Source organism: Anaerostipes sp. CAG:276, from assembly GCF_000432215.1.
Taxonomy (GTDB): Bacteria; Bacillota; Clostridia; order Lachnospirales; family Lachnospiraceae; genus Anaerostipes; species Anaerostipes caccae.
On the sequence record NZ_FR889198.1, the window covers coordinates 45,348 to 63,510 of the forward strand.

Sequence of the window (18,163 nt, forward strand, 5' to 3'; positions counted from 1 at the left end):
AACAGATTTACAAGCAGGTAGGACTCTCAGAAAGTGAAGCACAGACCCTGATGGACATTGAAAAGAGCGGGGTGAAGCTGTGTTTCCAGATGCAGCCAACTGACAGGAAAGAGTCTTTGGAAATTATGAGGAAGACATTTCCGAATCTTCATTAAGAGGAAAAGGAGGATGAAAATATGACGATTTCATTAATGCAGGCTATATTGCTGGGGCTGTTCTGCGGTATTGCTAAATGCTGCATTCCATACACTACCGGGGCTTTCATGTTTAACACTGTGATTTTTAATGCTGTCATTATCGGTGCTGTCATGGGAGACATGACACAGGCAATGATCATCGGTGCGTCTCTGCAGCTGATTTACCTGGGTGTCATTTCCGCCGGCGGAAATCAGCCCACAGATCCATGTCTGGCTTCCTATGTTGCGATTCCGGTTGCTATGGTTTCCGGACTTAATACAACAGCTGCGGTTGCCCTGGCAGTGCCGGTAGGACTTCTGGGAGCACAGCTGATGAATCTTGACTACCTGCTGAATGGATTTTTTGCCCAGAGAGGAGATACCTTTGCGGAAAAAGGTGATGCAGCCGGAATGACAAGGTGGTCTGTTATTTACTGCGGCATTATCAGAGCTTTAATGTTTGCAGTGCCCGTGGCGACTGCCCTTTATTTTGGAAGCGGTGCATTACAGGGGATTCTGGATGATATTCCGAAGTTCGTAACAAATGGACTTTCTGCCATGGGAGCATGTCTGCCTGCTGTAGGATTTGCAATCATAGCAAATCTAATCTCCAAACCGAGGTACATGCCGTTTTTCTTTGCGGGTTTTTTCCTGATCCAATATACAAAAATCGGAACAATTCCATTGCTTCTGGCCGGACTCTTTCTTACATTCCTCTATATTACATTTACTATAAAGGATTATAAAGGAGAGGCAGAAGATGAGGATGACGAGGATGAAGAGGAAGAAGAATACGATGAGACAATAAAACTGCTCGGAAAAAAAGACATATTCCATGCATGGATGCGCTGGTGGATCGGTGCAGAAGTCGGACACAGTTTTGAAAGAATGCAGGCGCCTAGTTTTTGTACAGCGCTGGTGCCGGCACTGAAAAAATTCTATCCGGGAGAAGAGAATAAAGAGCATTACTGTGAAGCACTGAAACGCCATATGACATTTTTTAACACAGAGGCTCACTGGGGCGGCGGCCCAATTCTTGGACTGACTCTGGCAATGGAAGAGAAGAAGTCACAAAATTATGATGTAATACCGGGTGAAGTGGTAATGAATCTTAAGACAGGCCTGATGGGGCCGCTGGCCGGAATCGGCGATACCATTTCCTGGTCCACCCTCATGTATCTGTTTATCGGATTGTTCCTGCCCCTTGCAAAACAGGGAAATCCCCTGGGAGGAATTGGACCGGTCGTATGCTTAACTGTTGTCTGTTTTTGTATCGGCTACTTTCTGACCTCCAAATGTTATACGTTTGGATACTCTTTTGCGGAAAATATGCTGAAATCCGGACTGGTCAATATGATCATTGCAGGAGCAAGCATCTTAGGTCTGTTTATGATGGGAGGCCTTGCCTCAACTTATGTTACGGTGTCCACACCGTTAAAATTCGCAACCAGTGCGTACACAACGACTCTGCAGTCTATCTTCGACTCTATTATACCCGGCCTTCTTCCTCTGGCTGTAGTGTTATGCGTATGGGGATACCTTGCAAAGGTCAAGAGAAATTATTTTGCGGCCACTCTGGGGCTGACCATTGTTTCACTCATTTTAGGATGTCTAGGGATAATTATATAAAAGGATGAATGGTTTCGATTGACGGATTACATATCATTTCTATATACTAGTAGTAAGACAAACAAATTTGCAGAAGACAGGGAGACGCAGGAAGTTGAAAGACGAACGGTTCATGATGAAAGTTGTAAAGATGTATTACAAAAACGGCATGTCGCAGGTGGATATCGGTAAGAAATTAAACGTGTCCAGGATGACGGTCGCAAGAGCATTGGAGCAGGCCAGAAAACAGGGATATGTACAGATTAAAATCAATTTTCCTGAAAACAGTGCTGCCAATGAAGAAGAATTCCTTGAAGAAAAATTTGACCTTAAAGAAGCAATCATAGCTTATCCCAGAGAAGGGGAGGTCATCGAAGAAATCGGGTTTCTCACGGCAGACTACATGATCAGGATCATGAAAAACCATATGACCCTGGCACTTACAAAGGGAATTACTCTTCAAAAGGCTATTCAGTATCTGGAAAAAGATATGAGACTGAGGCTGCAAAAGTATAAGGATGTAAAAGTAGTTCCATTGTCCGGTTCCAATAATCCGCCGGCTTCTGCGGATGAAGAATACCGTCTGGCATATTCCAATTATCTGATCGATGTGGTCGCTAAGATTTTAAAAGTAAGTGCATATCAGATCATGGCACCACTGGTCGTTGCAGACGAGCAGGCCAAACAGAAGTTTATGGAAGAAGAAAGTGTCCGCAACGTCATTGAGATAGCGGAAGGCGCAGATGTAGCAGTGTTTGGGATCGGTGCATTGGATTACAATTCAACCATCATGAATACAGATATTATTCCACCGGGAGAATATGACCGTCTAAAAGATAAAGGAGGGGTCGGCGAGATTCTCTGCCATGTTTTTGACATAGAAGGAAACCTGATTGAAGATTCTTTCAACAAGCGCCTGGTCAGTATTTCATTTGAGAATTTAAAGAAGATACCGATCAGAGTAGGGGTCGCCTACGGCAAAGAAAAGCGGCAGGCAATTCTGGGCGCGCTGAGGGCAGGCATTGTAAATGTCCTGATCACCGATATGCAGGCGGCGGAATATTTGATAGCTGTAGAACAATAAAACACATATTAACATAATTTAAGGAGGTCCAAATGAACAACTTCACATACTCAATTCCAACAAAGATTCACTTTGGAAAGGGACAGATCGCTCATTTATCTGAACTTAGGGAGAGCGGAGAAAAGGTTCTGCTTGTCTATGGAGGCGGCAGCATTAAAAAAGCAGGAATCTATGATACCGCGATGAAGATTTTGAAAGATGCGGGACTTTGTGTGTCCGAACTTTCCGGTGTGGAGCCTAATCCGCGGATAGAGTCTGTGGTAAAGGGAGTAGGAATCTGTAAGGAAGAAAACATTGACATGGTCCTTGCCATCGGAGGAGGAAGTGTTATCGACTGTGGGAAAGTTATAGCAGCCGGAGCCTGCAGTGAAGAAGATCCATGGGAACTTGTTTTACACCCGGAAAAGATCACTGCCGCACTGCCGATTTACTCTGTGCTTACATTGGCAGCCACCGGATCTGAAATGGATAAGTTTGCGGTAATCTCCGATCTCAAGAAAAATGAAAAATGGGGAACAGCCAGTGAGCATATGAAACCAAAGATGTCTATTATGGATCCGGAGTATACATATTCTGTTTCCAAAAAGCAGACGGCAGCAGGTACAGCAGATATGATCAGTCATATTTTTGAAAATTATTTTACCAATGTGTCCAATGCTGATGTACAGGCACGGTTTGCGGAGGGTCTCTTAAAGAACTGCTTTTACTATGGGCCTGTTGCGCTGGAACACCCGGATGATTATGATGCCAGGGCCAATCTCATGTGGACATCCAGCATGGCGATCAACGGCATTCTTTCAGACGGAGCCGAAGTTGCATGGTGTGTACATCCCATGGAGCACGAATTAAGTGCATTTTATGATATCACCCACGGGGAGGGACTTGCAATCCTCACACCTCACTGGATGGAGTTTGCACTGAATGAAGCTACGGCGAAGAAATTTGCAGACTACGGAAGAAATGTCTGGAATCTGCCGATGGCAGAAGATGACATGGAGACAGCGAGAAAGGCCATCAACTGTACGAAGGAGTTCTTTAAAGACATGGGGCTTCCTTCTACATTGAGAGAAGTAGGAATTGATGAAACCTATTTTGATGTCATGGCAGAAAAAGCGGCGGCGGGCTGTAAAGGCTCTTATGTGGAACTCACGAAGGAAGATATCGTTCACATTTATGAAAATGCATTATAGGGTCAGAGCAAAATAACAGAAAAAGGCCGGAGTCCTGCGAATGGAACCCGGCCTTTTCCAGTCCGCGAAAAAATACAAAACATTACAAAGTTATTGAGATAATTTCTTGTTTTAATTTTAACAATATGATAAAATAAACTAGAGCAAATGAGCTTAAAAACATTACTTACATATGAGTGTGGAATGTTTATTATTTATTCACTGAAAGGAGTTTCAACATGATTTATTCACATGAAGTAGAACAAATGTGTACTGTAGCTCAGGGTGTAAACCACGGAGCTGCTCCGATCCCTGAAGAAGCAAAATGGATCAGTGCAAAAAACGTAACTGATATTTCCGGGCTGACTCACGGTATTGGATGGTGTGCACCTCAGCAGGGGGGATGTAAGTTAACTCTGAACGTAAAAGAAGGAATTATCCAGGAAGCATTGGTAGAGACTATCGGATGTTCTGGTATGACTCACTCAGCTGCCATGGCATCTGAAATTTTACCAGGAAGAACAATTTTAGAAGCATTAAATACAGACTTAGTATGTGATGCTATCAATACAGCGATGAGAGAACTGTTCTTACAGATCGTATACGGAAGAACCCAGAGTGCTTTCTCTGAGGACGGGCTTCCAATCGGAGCAGGGCTTGAAGATTTAGGAAAAGGGTTAAGATCTCAGGTTGGTACTATGTACGGTACACTGAAAAAAGGACCTCGTTACCTTGAAATGGCTGAAGGATATGTTACAGGAATCGCTTTGGACGAAGAAGATCAGATTATCGGATACCAGTTTGTAAGCTTTGGTAAGATGATGGACTTCATCAAGGCAGGCGATGACGCTCAGACAGCTTTAGACAAAGCAAAAGGTCAGTACGGCAGAGTAGATGATGCTGCTAAAATCATTGACCCGAGAAATCAATAGGAGGTAACGAACATGGCTTTATTTGAATCATATGAGAGAAGAGAGAAACAAATTCTTGCTGTATTAAAAGAATATGGTATTAATTCTATTGAAGAAGCTGCTGAAGTTACAAAAGCTGCAGGATTAGATGTTTATTCTCAGGTAGAAGGCATCCAGCCGATCTGTTTTGAAAATGCAAAATGGGCTTACACCGTAGGTGCTGCCATTGCAATCAAAAAAGGCTGCACAAGAGCTGCTGACGCTGCTGCTGCAATCGGTGAAGGACTTCAGGCATTCTGTATTCCCGGATCTGTTGCAGAACAGAGAAAAGTAGGTCTTGGACATGGTAACTTAGGTAAGATGCTTCTGGAAGAAGAGACAGAATGTTTTGCATTCTTAGCAGGACATGAGTCTTTTGCAGCAGCAGAAGGTGCGATTGGTATCGCTGAAAAAGCGAACAAAGTACGCCAGAAACCACTTCGTGTTATCTTAAATGGTCTTGGAAAAGATGCTGCACAGATCATTTCCAGAATCAATGGATTTACATTTGTTGAAACTAAGATGGACTACTCCACAGGAAAAGTAGAAGAAGTATTCAGAAAATCTTACTCAGAAGGACTGAGAGCAAAGGTTAACTGCTACGGTGCAAATGATGTAACAGAAGGTGTTGCTATCATGCACAAAGAAGGTGTTGACGTTTCTATCACAGGAAACTCTACGAACCCAACACGTTTCCAGCACCCGGTTGCAGGTACATACAAAAAAGAATGTATCGAGCAGGGTAAAAAATACTTCTCTGTTGCATCCGGCGGTGGTACAGGCCGTACACTCCATCCGGACAACATGGCTGCAGGACCGGCTTCTTATGGTATGACAGATACTATGGGACGTATGCATTCTGATGCACAGTTCGCAGGATCTTCTTCCGTACCGGCTCACGTTGAAATGATGGGTCTGATCGGAATGGGCAACAACCCGATGGTAGGTGCAACTGTTGCAGTTGCAGTTGCGATCGAGGAAGCTGCAAAAGAAGGTAAGTTCTAAGAAATGGCTTAAAATAAGGATCTCTGATGGTGTGAATGGCTGTCAGAGGTCCTTTTTTGGTGTGCGTAGGTTACAAATTACTCGGAAAAGATAGGTATTTCTATTTTTTTGTTTACAAATATTGTATAATAAGACAAATTAGTATTTATGGTGATAGAAAATGACAATAAACGAAAAGTGCCCTTGTAAAAAAACAAAATGTGAGTTTCATGGCAAATGTGATGAATGCAGAAAACATCATGCTAATTCTAAAAGGCCAAGACCCTGTGAAAGAAAGACAACAGGGTTAAAGAACATAATCAGCAGATAAATTTAAAGTTTGCTGAATTAATAAATTTCAGTTTATCTGGTACAATTCTTTGTTTCTTGATTTTTATTTAGGAGTGTTCTTAAATGCCAAAATAATAGAAATAATTGATTAATTTATAGTGGTGATATATACAAGAACGATGGAGGTGTTTTCTTGCAAACGCAGGTTAAAACATGGGGAAATAGTCAAGGCACACGTATTTCGAAAGAGATTTTACAGGAAGCCAATATTGCAGTTGATGATGCATTAGATGTAAACGTAGTGAACGGCATGATTACATTAGTTAAACCATTTGGACATAAAACTCTTGAAGAAAGAGCTGCCGATTTTAATGGAAAACTAAATTTAGACGGTGAGTATGACTGGGGAGAACCTGTAGTAAAAGAGGTTTGGAATGAAAGAAACATTACATCAAGGTGATATTGTCAAAATAGAAAGAGTCAAGAGTCCTGTACTTGTTACGAGTAAGGACTTTTTTAATCAAACCGGTGAAATTATCGGTTGTCCCATTATTCAGAATAGTGTGGCCAGCCCTCTGCATATTCCAATGGCAGACATTATCAATATAACAGATGCAATTCAAAGTATTTTTGATTATGTATAAAGCTGTGTTTCATTTTTCATATAAGTTAGCTATATTATGTATTCTGCGTTTCATTTCTGCACGGATATGTTTTGGCTCTAAACACTCGCATTTATCCCCAAAACTTAAAAGAATATCATAGTGGTATTCATTCTCTATGAAGGGAAAGCTGACAATGTAATACTCATCACCGGCTGGTGAAAAATCTTCATAGGTGCAATAATCGAGCACTCTATCCATCACAGATTTATGAATTCGGATTTTGATTTTTGTTTGTAAGGCTTCTAAAATGTCTGTAACGTCTAAAGTCGGCTTTTGATAATCCCGCAGTGCAAAAGTTTCCTCCTGCATTTGCAGATTTGACATGCGAGACAGTCTGAATAAGCGAAAATCATTCCTTCTATGGCAATATCCCTGTAAATACCAATGACTGCTTTTCATTACAAGCTGATATGGATCGACTGTTCGTACGGTGCTGATTCCGCGGTGGGCGATATATTCAAACGCAAGTACTTTGTTTTCCTGTAAGGCTGCTTTGATAATTTCTACATATGTTTGTAAGTTACTGTTACCTTTCCACGGACTTACGTCTATACATATTTGATTTAATTTTAATTCAATCTCTTTCGCCCTGTCGTCAGGAATAAAACTCTTGACTTTTGTAAGAGTGTGTATCAGCTCATCACCTTTTATTATATTTGAAAGACTGGAAAGTCCCATCAAGAGAGTGGAAAGGTCAGCGCTGGAAAAGACCTTTTTATCAATTTTGTATTCCGGCATGATTTCAAAGCCGCCGCCTACTCCCGCAGCTCCGCGGACAGGAATGCCTGCCATGTTAATAGCGTCTATGTCGCGGTAGATTGTGCGGGGTGAGACTTCAAACATATCTGCTAACTCCTGCGCACCTATACGTTTTTTATCAAGGAGTATCATAATAATACTAACAAGCCTGTCTACTTTCATTTAATAATTGCCTTTCGATTTGGATTATGGCCATAATGTTGTCAACAATCACATGGTACAATGATAAAGCAAACAAATCAATAAGACAATGAAATTGGAGGAAATTATGTTTACAATTTATGTTTATGTTCTTGATACTTTAGCCGACTGGGAACTGGGGCATGTTATTTCGGAGCTCAATTCCGGTAGATTTTTCAAAAAGGGCGCGCAGCGTGTATCACTTAAGACGGTCAGCTATTCTAAGGACCCAATCCATACAATGGGCGGGATGACCATTGTGCCGGATTGTTTCATCGACGATATTGTTGTGAGTAAAACAAGCATGCTGCTTTTGCCGGGATCAGATACATGGAACGACCCAAAGCATGCCGCTGTCATCGAGAAAGCAAGTGAATTTCTCACCTTAGGTGCTGCGGTAGGTGCAATCTGCGGGGCTACTGCAGCGCTTGCCAACTTTGGGCTGTTAGATCAGCGTCCGCATACCAGTAACGGGCCGGGATTTCTTGAAATGGTTTCTCCTGGTTATAAAGGACAAAGTTTTTATATAGACAAGCCATCCGCAGCAGAAAATAATCTTATTACTGCAAGCTGCACCGGAGCTTTGTTGTGGACAAAACAAATCATTGAATATTTAGATGTTTTTGAAACAAACACACTGGAATCGTGGTATAAATACTTTAGTACCGGCGACCCGAAACATTTCTTTGCCCTGATGCAATCATTGCCGTCCAGAGATGAAAGTTAATGGAGATTCAGTATTGCAGCTGATGATGTATTAGATGTAAAAGTAGTTAACAAAATAATTATGAGTTTTTCTCCATTATCTCCAGTCGGCTCTGGAAAGGCCTCCTTCCGACAATGGAGAAAAACTATCACAGGTGGCACCTTTTTTACAGAGGCCCTTCTCCAACAGACATTACGTCCATTTTCCACATGATTGGAGTGAGGCATTCTAAGAGCCGAACGGAAATCATGTGGAAAATGTCATGATTTTTACGCAGCATCCTGACTGTGTAATGCATCCTTTGTTATTGTGTGAGGACTGTCAGGAAATGATGAGATACCATCTTCCTGATAAAATATGGATCTAAAGATAAATATACTTGTCCACTAACTTTGAGGTGCATAAAGCTGCCCTCTTACATGATAACTCCATAAAGTTTGGGCAGGCAGTGCCTGCACCGCAGTATCAAATGCATCAGAGGCACAGTCCAATTTATAATAGGTTTCATGAGCGCCTATCGCATGAATTTCTATAAGATTATTTTGGGCCTGGTCGAAAGTATAAAATAGGGAACAGTTATTGGCGCCATGGTTAGTGTCAGTTTCGTGATAAACGGGCAGACCATTGATCAGCAGTGACGTTGTTTTGCTCGGCAGAGGCTGCCTTGTAGAAATGAGGGAATCGAGATTTCTTTCAACTGCGCGAAGCGTTCTCATTAAGCATGGGTGATTTTGTCTGGGATTATCATCGTAATTTTCTGGCGGTTGATGTGCAAAGAGCGTGAGTATGCTTTGTGCAAAATCATTTGTAGAATACAGACGATCATAAGAGATCGTTGGAATAAAATCTTGGGTATAAGTTCTAAATGGCATATTGTGATCCTCCTTTGCTTGATGTAAATAAGTGATGAAACGATCTGTATGATTGTAATTATATGTATATTAGAAGAGATAATCAATCATTTGTGGCCAATGACGGATGTGAATGAGCCAATAACTGAAACAGACCAGTACATACTATCTGTAATAGATATGATTATGAAGATACGATATGAAATATCCAGCAGGGGACTCCTGCTGGATAAAAATTTTTATTCTTGAAACATGACGGGCCACGGTCATCTTACAGTTCATTAATCGTCTCCGTCACAGATACATCTCGAATCCTTTTTGCCGGGCCATATACTGCGGCAGCAGCTGAAAAGGAATATTCTGTCTTGCACAGGCAGCACAGGCTAAAAATATTCCTTCGGAGGAGGAAAGTCCGGGTTTTTCTGTTACATGGGATTTCTGTTTTGATATTTCTAATATAGCACCATTTGAAGTAGTGATGAACTCTGCCGGGTTAGTAAACATTGAGGCATATCAGGCACATACAGAAGCAATAGAGAGGACGAATAGCAGAATTAATAGCTTAAATTCGGCTTTAGAATATGAAATGGAAGAGTATACACAAGCTGGCTTTAACAGCGGTAGTATATATGCAGAAAAATTCGGGGAAATAATGAATTTGACTTTTAATTTTACTTATGCGCAAGATGTTCAACCTGATACAACTATAACAGTATATATTTTACCAAAAAAGTTTTGGCCAAAAAAAACTATGAAAGTAACTTTCGTTCATAATGGATATATTTCACCTTTGCTATTCGTAAATAACGAAAATGGAGCGGTTAGTTTTAAAGCTATTTCTGGAAAATACACAGCAGATACATGGATTTATGGAACACTAACATATATGCTATAAAGTAAGAATTTAACAAATTATTATCAGCGTAAAGCCATAACTAATGCAAAATTTTTTAATGAAAGAGCCATAAGGGTTCTACCTATCATATTGCAAAAATGCTCTCGGAAAAGCTGGAGGGGGAAGTTACAGAATTCTTTTTGCCAAGAGATTTTGACTCCTTTTGCATAGGGTGTACAAACTGTTTTGAAAGATCTGAAACATCATGCCCTCATTATGAAAAATTAAGACCTATTACTAAAGCCATGGATGATGCAGATGTCATCATCCTGGCAAGCCCGGTATATGTATATCATGCAACAGGCGCAATGAAGTCATTTTTAGACCATTATGGGTACCGATGGATGGTACACCGTCCTGAAGAAAAGATGTTCCATAAACAGGCTGTCTGTATCTCGACTGCTGCAGGGGGAGGAATGAAAAGCACAAATAAAGATATGGCAGACAGCCTGTTCTTTTGGGGGACTGCAAAGATTTATAAATATGGGGCTGCAGTTAGGGCGGTAGCGTGGAATGGTATTAATAACAAGATAAAAAATAATATAGAGAAGAAAACCGATTCTTTGGCATTAAAAATCAAGAACAATTATGGCAAAGTAGAACCGTCTGTAAAGACCAGATTATTTTTCAATATCATGCGCATCGTTCAAAAAAACGGATGGAATAAGGCGGATTCAGATTATTGGCAGGAAAAAGGATGGACGGATAAAAAGCGTCCATGGAAAAGCAAAGAATAAACTTTATCATTCCGTACACTATTTGAACAGCCCGGCAAATTCTGAATATAATACAGTAAAACAATTGTTGGAAGCTTTTATGGATAACATTACTCGTGGGAGATTGATTCAACAAGGGAATCTGATGCGGATCAACAATGCTTTCGTGGAAGAGGCTTCTTGTGTTAATAATTCAGTTGGAAATATCTTGATATCTTATTCTGTCCCGGAAAGAAACCGGCCTGATTCGATTCAATATATACGTTTAAATTTAAATAGGAATACGGTGATCTTAAATTCCTTTGGGCAGAGCATGTGTATATGCTGTATTCAGAGGGGAATGTGGGTCAATGTCATATTTTCATCACGCATGACAAGAAGCATACCGCCTCAGTCCAATGCCGTTTCTGTGATTGTACAAAGGATTTCTCTGCCGCCGCGGCCGCCATTGCCGCCTCAGCGACCATCCTCGGTGACAACAGGAAGGATTGTTTTAATTGATTTTGACAACCATTTTATCGTTACGGAAAATCCAAGGAATATGAATGATCAAAACAGATTTTTAATTACAAATTCCACTACTATTACAAACCAATTCGGTTTGCCGATCAGACTGCGTGATCTGCAGCCCGGCAATATGGTGAGAGTGACTCATGCAAATTTTCAGACGCCTTCTGTGATACCCCAGACAACGGCATTTCATATACAGCGGTTATAATTTGAGAAATTAATGATTTTGGGGAGAACGTTTTATGAGCAAAAGAAATTGTATGATAATACAAAAATTTGATTTAAAAGACAGATATATTCCAGATGTTTACCATATCATTCTGCATTTATATCAATGATAAGCTTTATTTTACAGCAAAAACATAAACATTAAACGCTGACTTCAGCTTGGTTGGGTATATCCCAATCAAGCTTTTTTTATTCCATAGGAGAGTTCGTCCTATGGAATAAAAAGCCCTGCGGGCAGGATGCGCTGCTTCGTGCGCGGAACAAAAGCTGTGCATAGAAAAAACTGGTTCGCGAGGTGTGTGAAGCACACTTTTGTTCAAGAACTGCTTGCTTGTGACGCGGCGTCATGAATTATAATAATTTTAGGAGGTACGACAAATGAGAGAACAAAGAGAGTCATCCAAAGAATATATGACAGTCGGAGAGCTTGCAAAGAAAATGGGGATTACGGTTCGTGCTTTACAGTATTATGATAAACAAGGCATTTTTTCTCCGTCCGCCGAAAGCAGAGGCGGCCGCAGACTGTATACATATAAAGACATGGTGAGGCTTCACCAGATCCTGTCCTTAAAGTCTCTGGGATTTTCACTGGATGATATAAAGAACAGACTGATCTCCCTTGACTCGCCCGATGATGTTGCGGATGCCCTTTCAAGGCAGGCTGCTGCTGTCAGAGAAAAAATAGATCGTCTGACGGAATCGTTAAATGCCATTGAAATGTTAAAGTCAGAGGTGTTGCAGATTCAGACCGTGGATTTTAAGAAATATGCCGATATTATTGTAAATTTCCATATGAACAACGAGTACTACTGGCTGATCAAGCATTTTGACGACAGTCTGCTGGATAATATCCGAAGCCGTTTTGACGAGGAAAGCGGTACGATTTTTATGGAGAAGTATAATTGCCTGAACGAAGAAGCCATAGAACTCAGTGAAAAGGGCGTCCCGCCTGAAGATGAAAAGGCTCAGGTGCTGGCAGAAAAATTTTGGACATTGATCACAGAATTTACCGGCGGAGATATCAGTATACTGCAGGAGCTCATAGAATTTGGGAAATTCGAGGGCATAGACAATGATTGGGTGCAGAAACAGGCAGAAGTGAATGCTTATCTGGACCCTGCCCTGGAAATTTATTTTTCGCGGATGGGCATCAATCCGTTTGTGGAGGGTGAATTATGAGTTATGCGGTCCGGGTAGAAAGTCTGACGAAAAGCTATGGGAGCCATACTGTACTGAAAGGGCTGAGTTTTCAAGTAAAGAAAGGAGAGATTTTTGGGGTACTCGGCGTCAACGGGGCGGGTAAGACTACGACTCTTGAGTGCATGGAAGGTCTCAGAAAATATGACAGCGGGAAAATTACGGCAGACGGAAGGGTAGGAATTCAGCTTCAGTCAGCTTCTCTCCCCGCCTTTATAAAACCGATGGAAGCGATACAGCTTTTCGCAAAATGGAATCATACAAAGGTAAACAATTCTGTATTATCTGCACTCGGAATAAATGAGCTGAAGAAGATGAAATATGCCGATTTATCCACTGGTCAGAAAAGGCGTCTGCATCTGGCTCTTGCCGTGATCGGCAATCCGGATATCATTTTTTTGGATGAGCCTACAGCCGGGCTTGATGTGGGAGGAAGAATATCTCTGCATGATCAAATTGGAAAATTGAACAATCAGGGAAAAACAATAATCTTAGCCAGCCATGATATGGCGGAGGTGGAGAAGTTATGTGACCGTATAGCGATTTTACATGAAGGAAGGATAGCCTTTATGGGCACGGTTTCAGAATTGACCGTAAAAGCAGGCGGACAATATGATATTAAAATTACAACGGAACTCGGAGAAGAACATTATACGTCAGATCAGATTGGAGAGACTATGTTTAAACTTCTTAAAAACTATCAAACGAGAAATCTTCAGATTTTAGATATAGAGATAAACAGAGGGAAATTAGAACAGTTCTTTATGAAACTGACAGAGGGGGAATGATATATGAATGCTTTTTTATATGGAACGATGCTGCAGTTTAAGATAGATATAAGGAGCAGAACTATGCTTGTTACGTGCTATCTCGTTCCTCTTTTATTTTTTGCCGTCATGGGAGGGATTTTTACCTCGCTGATGCCCGAGGCAAAGGATACATTAATTCAGTCCATGACGGTCATGGGGGTATCAATGGGAGCACTGATCGGTGTGCCTTCTTCGGTTTTGGAAATTTGCGGAAGTAACATCAAGAAAATGTATGAGGCCAATGGGGTGCCGCTGCACTGCGGTCTGCTTTCCTCCATACTGTCTGCATTCGTCCATCTGTTTATCATGAGCGTAATTATTTTTGCTGCCGCTCCGGCTGCTTTTGATGCAGTCATTCCATCTGATCTTTTATTATATTTTGCCGCCCTGGTCTTTTTTCTGATCGTTTCATTGAGTATTTCAGGTGTTCTGGGTCTTCTGGTGAAAAGTCAGGCAAAACTGACGATGATCAGCCAGATCTTATTTTTTCCCTCTATTATGCTGTCGGGAATCATGTTTCCTGTAAATCTGCTTCCTGAATTTTTAGAACAGCTGGGAAAATTATTTCCTGCGACATGGGGTTATGCTCTGCTTTTAGAACCGAAATCAGAGCTGAAGAGCTGTATTCCGCTGGCCGTTATTTTTTTCATAGCAGCTGTAACAAACCGTTTTTTGCTTAAGAGGATACGAACAGAGTAAAAAGGAGTATAAACGAGTGTATGCAACCGGATATAGAAAACTTTTTTGTTGAATATTGCCACACGTCATTGTATAATAATTACATGAGAGAGAACTTTGGTAACAGGAACTATATTCTGCATATATAAAAGAGATGCCTTTACCGTGCATCTCTATTTTGCGTTATAGAACCAGGTTTTTAATTTTAGTTCTCTCAAAGGTAAGAACCCAGAAACTTTTACGAAAGAGGAGGTACATATGGAAAGTATCATGGATTACATTTCAATTTTATTGCCGGCTGCAGCGATCATATTCGTTCTAATTATTTTTTCTCCGGCTATGTCAAGGCATCTCCGGATACCGCACTGATCATTTCCGGTCTGAGGAAGAAACCGAGATTTCTTATCGGAAAGGCGGGCGTTAAGATCCCGTTTTTTGAAAAGAAAGACGAATTGAGCCTGAGGCTGGTTTCCGTAGATGTAAAGACTTCCAGTCCGGTTCCGACAGCCGATTACATCAATACCAATGTAGATTCAGCCGTCAATGTTAAAATCGGAAGTTCTCAGGAGATGCTGGAAAAGGCATCCCAAAACTTTTTGGACTGCGGAACCGATATCATCGGTATGATATCCCGGGAAGTACTGGAAGGTAATATGAGGGAAATCATCGGCCAGAATTGAAAGAAATGGTTTCTGACCGCCAGAAATTTGCAGAGAAAGTAAAAGACAATGCCGTTCCGGATCTGGGAGCTATGGGCCTTGAAATCATCAGTTTTAATGTTCAAAATTTTGTCGATAACAATGAAGTCATTGAAAATCTTGGTATCGACAACATATCAAAGATTAAAAAATCAGCCGCTATTGCCAGGGCAGAATCTAAAAAAGAAGTTGAAGTTGCCAAGGCACAGGCCGATAAAGAGGCCAATGATGCAAGGGTTGCCTCAGAGACAGAAATTGCAATCAAAAATAACCAGTTGGAAATCCGCAAAGCAGAACTTAAAAAGGAAGCGGATCTGAAGAAGGCAGAAGCAGATGCCATTTATAAGATCGAGGAGCAGGAGCAGCGAAAACAGTTGGAAATTGCCAATGCCAATGCTAATATCGCAAAGCAGGAGCGGGAAGTCGAGTTAAAAACGAGAGAAGTAGATGTCAGGGAGAAGGCATTGGATGCCGAAGTCCGCAAAAAGGCTGAGGTCGACCGATTCACGAGAGAACAGGAAGCCGAAGCAGATCTTTATGAACGCAAGAAGGATGCGGAAGCTTATGAGGCCGAACAGGAGGCTGCCGGAGTTCGGGCAAAGGGTGAAGCGGAGGCATCTGCAATCCAGGCAAAAGCGCTCGCGGAAGCAGCGGGTATTGAAAAGAAAGCAGAGGCCATGGCGAAAATGGGTGAGGCTGCAATTCTTGAAATGTACTTTAAAGCTTATCCGGAAGTTGCAAGGATCGTTGCCGAACCGTTATCCAAGGTTGATTCCATCGTTATGTACGGAGACGGGAATTCGGCTAAATTGACGGAAGATATCGTGAAATCTGTTGCCCAGGTTGATCAGGGACTGCAGAAGTCCATGGGACTTGACATTAAGTCCCTGCTGGCAGGCGTTATCGGCGGAAAAGTAGCCGCTGTTGGAGTTCAAAAAGATAGTGAAAATGACTCTGACAGTATGGAAGAAGTAAGAAGCGAACCAGAAGATAACTGAGAAACTGACAGGAGAGAGTTTGTTCGAATATTTCCTTTTATGGAAAATCAGGCAGGCTCTCGTTTTCTTTGCTCTGGCAAGTATCAGATTAATAAAAACAGCAGAAATTTTTAACCAAAAATTTCTGCTGTTTCCGAACTTAAAGGAATAAAGAAAATGAGTTGGTGGATGGTATTACTTTAGCATCCTGATTTGTTTGCGAAAGATTCACAGTCAGTGCATTCTTTTGTTGTCGGATTAGGCTCATGAGTTCCGATTTTGATTGTCTCTAAAGTACAATAGTCAACATCACCTGCATGGTAGGCACAGTTATTAATTGTACACTCGATACAATCGTTTTTTCCATTTGATTTCATAACAAGGCTCCTTTCAATTTATGATACAACTTTAGTATCTCCGTAATCTGAAAAAGGATACATCACATGTTGACACTAAATAAAATGTTCGTTATCCTTATACATGGCAGGAAAAAACAGGCCATAAAAGGGAAAAGCAGCTTAGAAACAGGAGAAAAATATGGCAAAAATAAAACAAAAATATTTATATATCATGGGTGCAGCGGCGGTGGCCGTCATCGCAGCACTCACAGCAGTACATATTTATTATAAAGACCGGTGGTATCCGGGAAGCAGTATCGACGGCCTCAAAGTATCGGGAATGACCTATGAAGAGTCTCTGGATGAGCTCAAAGAGACTGCAGACCGATACAGCATTACCGTAAAAGGGAGAGAAAAGGGAACTTTAACGATCAAAGGCAGGGATATCGGCTTAAAAGTAAAGTCTTTGGATTCGGTGAAAGAACTGTATCAAAAGCAGCATAAACAGAGTGTCATTTTTTCTTTTATGAAGAAGGAACAGAAAAATTTAAAAGATACGATTGATTTTTCAGAGAAGAAGCTCTCAGGTCTTGTAAAAAAATCGGTTTTGGTGACCGGGGATGACGGCTATAAGCTGACGAAGCCCGAAGATGCGGCAATAGAATACTCTAAAGAGAAAAAGTATGGCGTGCTGAAAAAAGAAATAGAAGGAAATATTTTGGATCAGAAGGCCTTTGTGAGACGGTTATCGGAAGCCATAAAGGAACTGAAAACTTCTATGGATCTGACGGACCAGAAAACATATCCCGGTGTATATAAAGAACCGGGGTTAAGAATCGATGACTCTGAACTTACCAGGATGCAGGAGACATATAATCAGTATTTGCTGCACTGGATTCAATGGGATATGGGAAACGATACAAAGGAGACGATGACACCTGAGGTTTTGAAAGACTGTATCAGGGTCAATACAAAAAAACGTACGGTGAAGCTTGACAAATCTGCCGTGGAAGACTGGGTGGAAAAATTCTGTCTTAAATATAAAACCGTAGGGATTGCCAGAAAATTCACCACGCATTCAGGCAAGAAAATAAAAGTAGAAGGCGGAGACTACGGATGGAGGATTGATTACGACAAGGAGATCGCCAGAGTCCTGAAACTGCTGAAAAAAGCACCGTCAAAGAAACTGATGGAGACTTACCAAAAAGATCCGTCGGATAAAAATCAGAAAGCTATGACCGTAAATTTAAAACCTGTTTATTTTAATAAGGCCTATCGGAAAGATTATCAAAATCCTCAAAATGACTGGGATCATAAAAATTACAGTGAGGTGGATCTCTCCGCTCAGGAAGTATTTGTATATAAAAACGGCAAGAGAGTATTTTCTGCAAACTGTATTACGGGAAAACCGACTCCTGACCGCATCACAAGGACCGGAACATACTATGTGAAAGAAAAACGGCTGACCAAAACCCTGGTTGGTGCAGATTACAGTGTAGACACCAAGTATTGGGTCAGGATCATGTGGACCGGAACCGGATATCACTGGAGCAAGAGGAGCGACTGGGGTCTGTGGTCTCCAGGCAGATATAAAGTGACCGGTTCCCACGGGTGTGTAAACCTTCAGCTCTCAGATGCCGCGGCCATATATAAGCTTGTGGAGAGCGGAGATCCGGTGTTTATCCACTACTAAG

The 18,163-nt window shown here is 41.4% G+C and carries 19 protein-coding genes and 1 pseudogene; 17 read left to right on the top strand and 3 right to left on the bottom strand.

The window, feature by feature from the left end; translation table 11 throughout:
- Nucleotides 1–176: 176 nt before the first annotated feature.
- From QVP35_RS11490 to QVP35_RS11520, 7 genes are all read left to right on the top strand, one after another.
- Nucleotides 177–1,805, top strand: a complete 1,629-nt coding sequence (locus QVP35_RS11490; RefSeq protein ID WP_009289570.1) for a PTS system mannose/fructose/sorbose family transporter subunit IID — start codon at nt 177–179, stop codon at nt 1,803–1,805.
- Between the two features lie 94 nt (nt 1,806–1,899).
- On the top strand, nt 1,900–2,868 hold the full coding sequence (locus QVP35_RS11495; RefSeq protein ID WP_022261172.1) for a sugar-binding transcriptional regulator: 969 nt from the start codon (nt 1,900–1,902) through the stop codon (nt 2,866–2,868).
- A gap of 32 nt (nt 2,869–2,900) precedes the next feature.
- Nucleotides 2,901–4,058 (top strand): iron-containing alcohol dehydrogenase, encoded by a 1,158-nt coding sequence (locus tag QVP35_RS11500; RefSeq protein ID WP_006566855.1) that lies wholly within the window; start codon nt 2,901–2,903, stop codon nt 4,056–4,058.
- A gap of 218 nt (nt 4,059–4,276) precedes the next feature.
- Complete coding sequence (locus QVP35_RS11505; protein ID WP_006566856.1) at nt 4,277–4,969, top strand: iron-sulfur cluster assembly scaffold protein; 693 nt, start codon at nt 4,277–4,279, stop codon at nt 4,967–4,969.
- A 12-nt stretch (nt 4,970–4,981) separates the two neighbouring features.
- Complete coding sequence (locus QVP35_RS11510; RefSeq protein WP_006566857.1) at nt 4,982–5,992, top strand: GGGtGRT protein; 1,011 nt, start codon at nt 4,982–4,984, stop codon at nt 5,990–5,992.
- Nucleotides 5,993–6,455: 463 nt separating this feature from the next.
- Nucleotides 6,456–6,722: an AbrB/MazE/SpoVT family DNA-binding domain-containing protein gene (locus QVP35_RS11515; protein WP_006566859.1), complete on the top strand. Its 267-nt coding sequence runs from the start codon at nt 6,456–6,458 to the stop codon at nt 6,720–6,722.
- Nucleotides 6,697–6,906, top strand: coding sequence for a hypothetical protein (locus QVP35_RS11520; protein WP_006566860.1), 210 nt, complete (start codon nt 6,697–6,699; stop codon nt 6,904–6,906). Before QVP35_RS11515 ends, QVP35_RS11520 begins: the two co-directional genes overlap by 26 nt.
- A gap of 9 nt (nt 6,907–6,915) precedes the next feature.
- Here the strand turns inward: QVP35_RS11520 and QVP35_RS11525 are convergent, their stop codons facing one another.
- On the bottom strand, nt 6,916–7,848 hold the full coding sequence (locus QVP35_RS11525) for a helix-turn-helix transcriptional regulator (protein ID WP_006566861.1): 933 nt from the start codon (nt 7,846–7,848) through the stop codon (nt 6,916–6,918).
- 106 nt (nt 7,849–7,954) lie between these two features.
- Here QVP35_RS11525 and QVP35_RS11530 point away from each other — a divergent pair, with 106 nt between their 5' ends.
- On the top strand, nt 7,955–8,593 hold the full coding sequence (locus tag QVP35_RS11530) for a type 1 glutamine amidotransferase family protein (protein WP_022261173.1): 639 nt from the start codon (nt 7,955–7,957) through the stop codon (nt 8,591–8,593).
- A 365-nt stretch (nt 8,594–8,958) separates the two neighbouring features.
- Here the strand turns inward: QVP35_RS11530 and QVP35_RS11535 are convergent, their stop codons facing one another.
- A complete protein-coding gene (locus QVP35_RS11535) occupies nt 8,959–9,444 on the bottom strand; it encodes a hypothetical protein (RefSeq protein ID WP_006566864.1) in 486 nt (161 codons plus the stop codon).
- A gap of 457 nt (nt 9,445–9,901) precedes the next feature.
- Between QVP35_RS11535 and QVP35_RS11540 the strand changes: the two genes are divergently transcribed.
- From QVP35_RS11540 to QVP35_RS11575, 8 genes and pseudogenes are all read left to right on the top strand, one after another.
- Nucleotides 9,902–10,318 (top strand): hypothetical protein, encoded by a 417-nt coding sequence (locus tag QVP35_RS11540; protein ID WP_006566867.1) that lies wholly within the window; start codon nt 9,902–9,904, stop codon nt 10,316–10,318.
- Nucleotides 10,319–10,395: 77 nt separating this feature from the next.
- Nucleotides 10,396–11,055: pseudogene (locus QVP35_RS11545) on the top strand (flavodoxin family protein); the annotation flags it as partial.
- Nucleotides 11,056–11,134: 79 nt separating this feature from the next.
- Nucleotides 11,135–11,752, top strand: coding sequence for a hypothetical protein (locus tag QVP35_RS16635; RefSeq protein WP_006566869.1), 618 nt, complete (start codon nt 11,135–11,137; stop codon nt 11,750–11,752).
- Between the two features lie 398 nt (nt 11,753–12,150).
- Nucleotides 12,151–12,951, top strand: a complete 801-nt coding sequence (locus QVP35_RS11555) for a MerR family transcriptional regulator (RefSeq protein ID WP_006566870.1) — start codon at nt 12,151–12,153, stop codon at nt 12,949–12,951.
- On the top strand, nt 12,948–13,757 hold the full coding sequence (locus QVP35_RS11560; protein ID WP_006566871.1) for an ABC transporter ATP-binding protein: 810 nt from the start codon (nt 12,948–12,950) through the stop codon (nt 13,755–13,757). The genes QVP35_RS11555 and QVP35_RS11560 overlap by 4 nt, the downstream gene beginning before the upstream one ends.
- A 3-nt stretch (nt 13,758–13,760) precedes the next feature.
- Nucleotides 13,761–14,477, top strand: coding sequence for an ABC transporter permease (locus QVP35_RS11565; protein WP_006566872.1), 717 nt, complete (start codon nt 13,761–13,763; stop codon nt 14,475–14,477).
- 431 nt (nt 14,478–14,908) lie between these two features.
- Nucleotides 14,909–15,136, top strand: a complete 228-nt coding sequence (locus QVP35_RS11570; RefSeq protein WP_006566873.1) for a hypothetical protein — start codon at nt 14,909–14,911, stop codon at nt 15,134–15,136.
- A gap of 5 nt (nt 15,137–15,141) precedes the next feature.
- On the top strand, nt 15,142–16,152 hold the full coding sequence (locus tag QVP35_RS11575) for a flotillin family protein (RefSeq protein WP_022261174.1): 1,011 nt from the start codon (nt 15,142–15,144) through the stop codon (nt 16,150–16,152).
- A 179-nt stretch (nt 16,153–16,331) separates the two neighbouring features.
- Here the strand turns inward: QVP35_RS11575 and QVP35_RS16640 are convergent, their stop codons facing one another.
- Entirely contained in the window at nt 16,332–16,508 is a 177-nt protein-coding gene (locus QVP35_RS16640) for a DUF1540 domain-containing protein (RefSeq protein ID WP_006566876.1), read from the bottom strand.
- A gap of 160 nt (nt 16,509–16,668) precedes the next feature.
- Here QVP35_RS16640 and QVP35_RS11585 point away from each other — a divergent pair, with 160 nt between their 5' ends.
- Nucleotides 16,669–18,162, top strand: coding sequence for a L,D-transpeptidase (locus QVP35_RS11585; protein ID WP_006566877.1), 1,494 nt, complete (start codon nt 16,669–16,671; stop codon nt 18,160–18,162).
- The last annotated feature ends 1 nt before the right edge of the window (nt 18,163 follow it).

Coding starts and splice junctions, on each gene's coding strand:
- QVP35_RS11490 (WP_009289570.1), top strand. CDS start 177: ATGACGATTTCATTAATGCAGGCTATATTGCTGGGGCTGTTCTGCGGT.
- QVP35_RS11500 (WP_006566855.1), top strand. CDS start 2,901: ATGAACAACTTCACATACTCAATTCCAACAAAGATTCACTTTGGAAAG.
- QVP35_RS11505 (WP_006566856.1), top strand. CDS start 4,277: ATGATTTATTCACATGAAGTAGAACAAATGTGTACTGTAGCTCAGGGT.
- QVP35_RS11510 (WP_006566857.1), top strand. CDS start 4,982: ATGGCTTTATTTGAATCATATGAGAGAAGAGAGAAACAAATTCTTGCT.
- QVP35_RS11520 (WP_006566860.1), top strand. CDS start 6,697: ATGAAAGAAACATTACATCAAGGTGATATTGTCAAAATAGAAAGAGTC.
- QVP35_RS11525 (WP_006566861.1), bottom strand. CDS start 7,848: ATGAAAGTAGACAGGCTTGTTAGTATTATTATGATACTCCTTGATAAA.
- QVP35_RS11530 (WP_022261173.1), top strand. CDS start 7,955: ATGTTTACAATTTATGTTTATGTTCTTGATACTTTAGCCGACTGGGAA.
- QVP35_RS11535 (WP_006566864.1), bottom strand. CDS start 9,444: ATGCCATTTAGAACTTATACCCAAGATTTTATTCCAACGATCTCTTAT.
- QVP35_RS11540 (WP_006566867.1), top strand. CDS start 9,902: ATGAACTCTGCCGGGTTAGTAAACATTGAGGCATATCAGGCACATACA.
- QVP35_RS16635 (WP_006566869.1), top strand. CDS start 11,135: ATGGATAACATTACTCGTGGGAGATTGATTCAACAAGGGAATCTGATG.
- QVP35_RS11555 (WP_006566870.1), top strand. CDS start 12,151: ATGAGAGAACAAAGAGAGTCATCCAAAGAATATATGACAGTCGGAGAG.
- QVP35_RS11560 (WP_006566871.1), top strand. CDS start 12,948: ATGAGTTATGCGGTCCGGGTAGAAAGTCTGACGAAAAGCTATGGGAGC.
- QVP35_RS11565 (WP_006566872.1), top strand. CDS start 13,761: ATGAATGCTTTTTTATATGGAACGATGCTGCAGTTTAAGATAGATATA.
- QVP35_RS11575 (WP_022261174.1), top strand. CDS start 15,142: ATGGTTTCTGACCGCCAGAAATTTGCAGAGAAAGTAAAAGACAATGCC.
- QVP35_RS16640 (WP_006566876.1), bottom strand. CDS start 16,508: ATGAAATCAAATGGAAAAAACGATTGTATCGAGTGTACAATTAATAAC.
- QVP35_RS11585 (WP_006566877.1), top strand. CDS start 16,669: ATGGCAAAAATAAAACAAAAATATTTATATATCATGGGTGCAGCGGCG.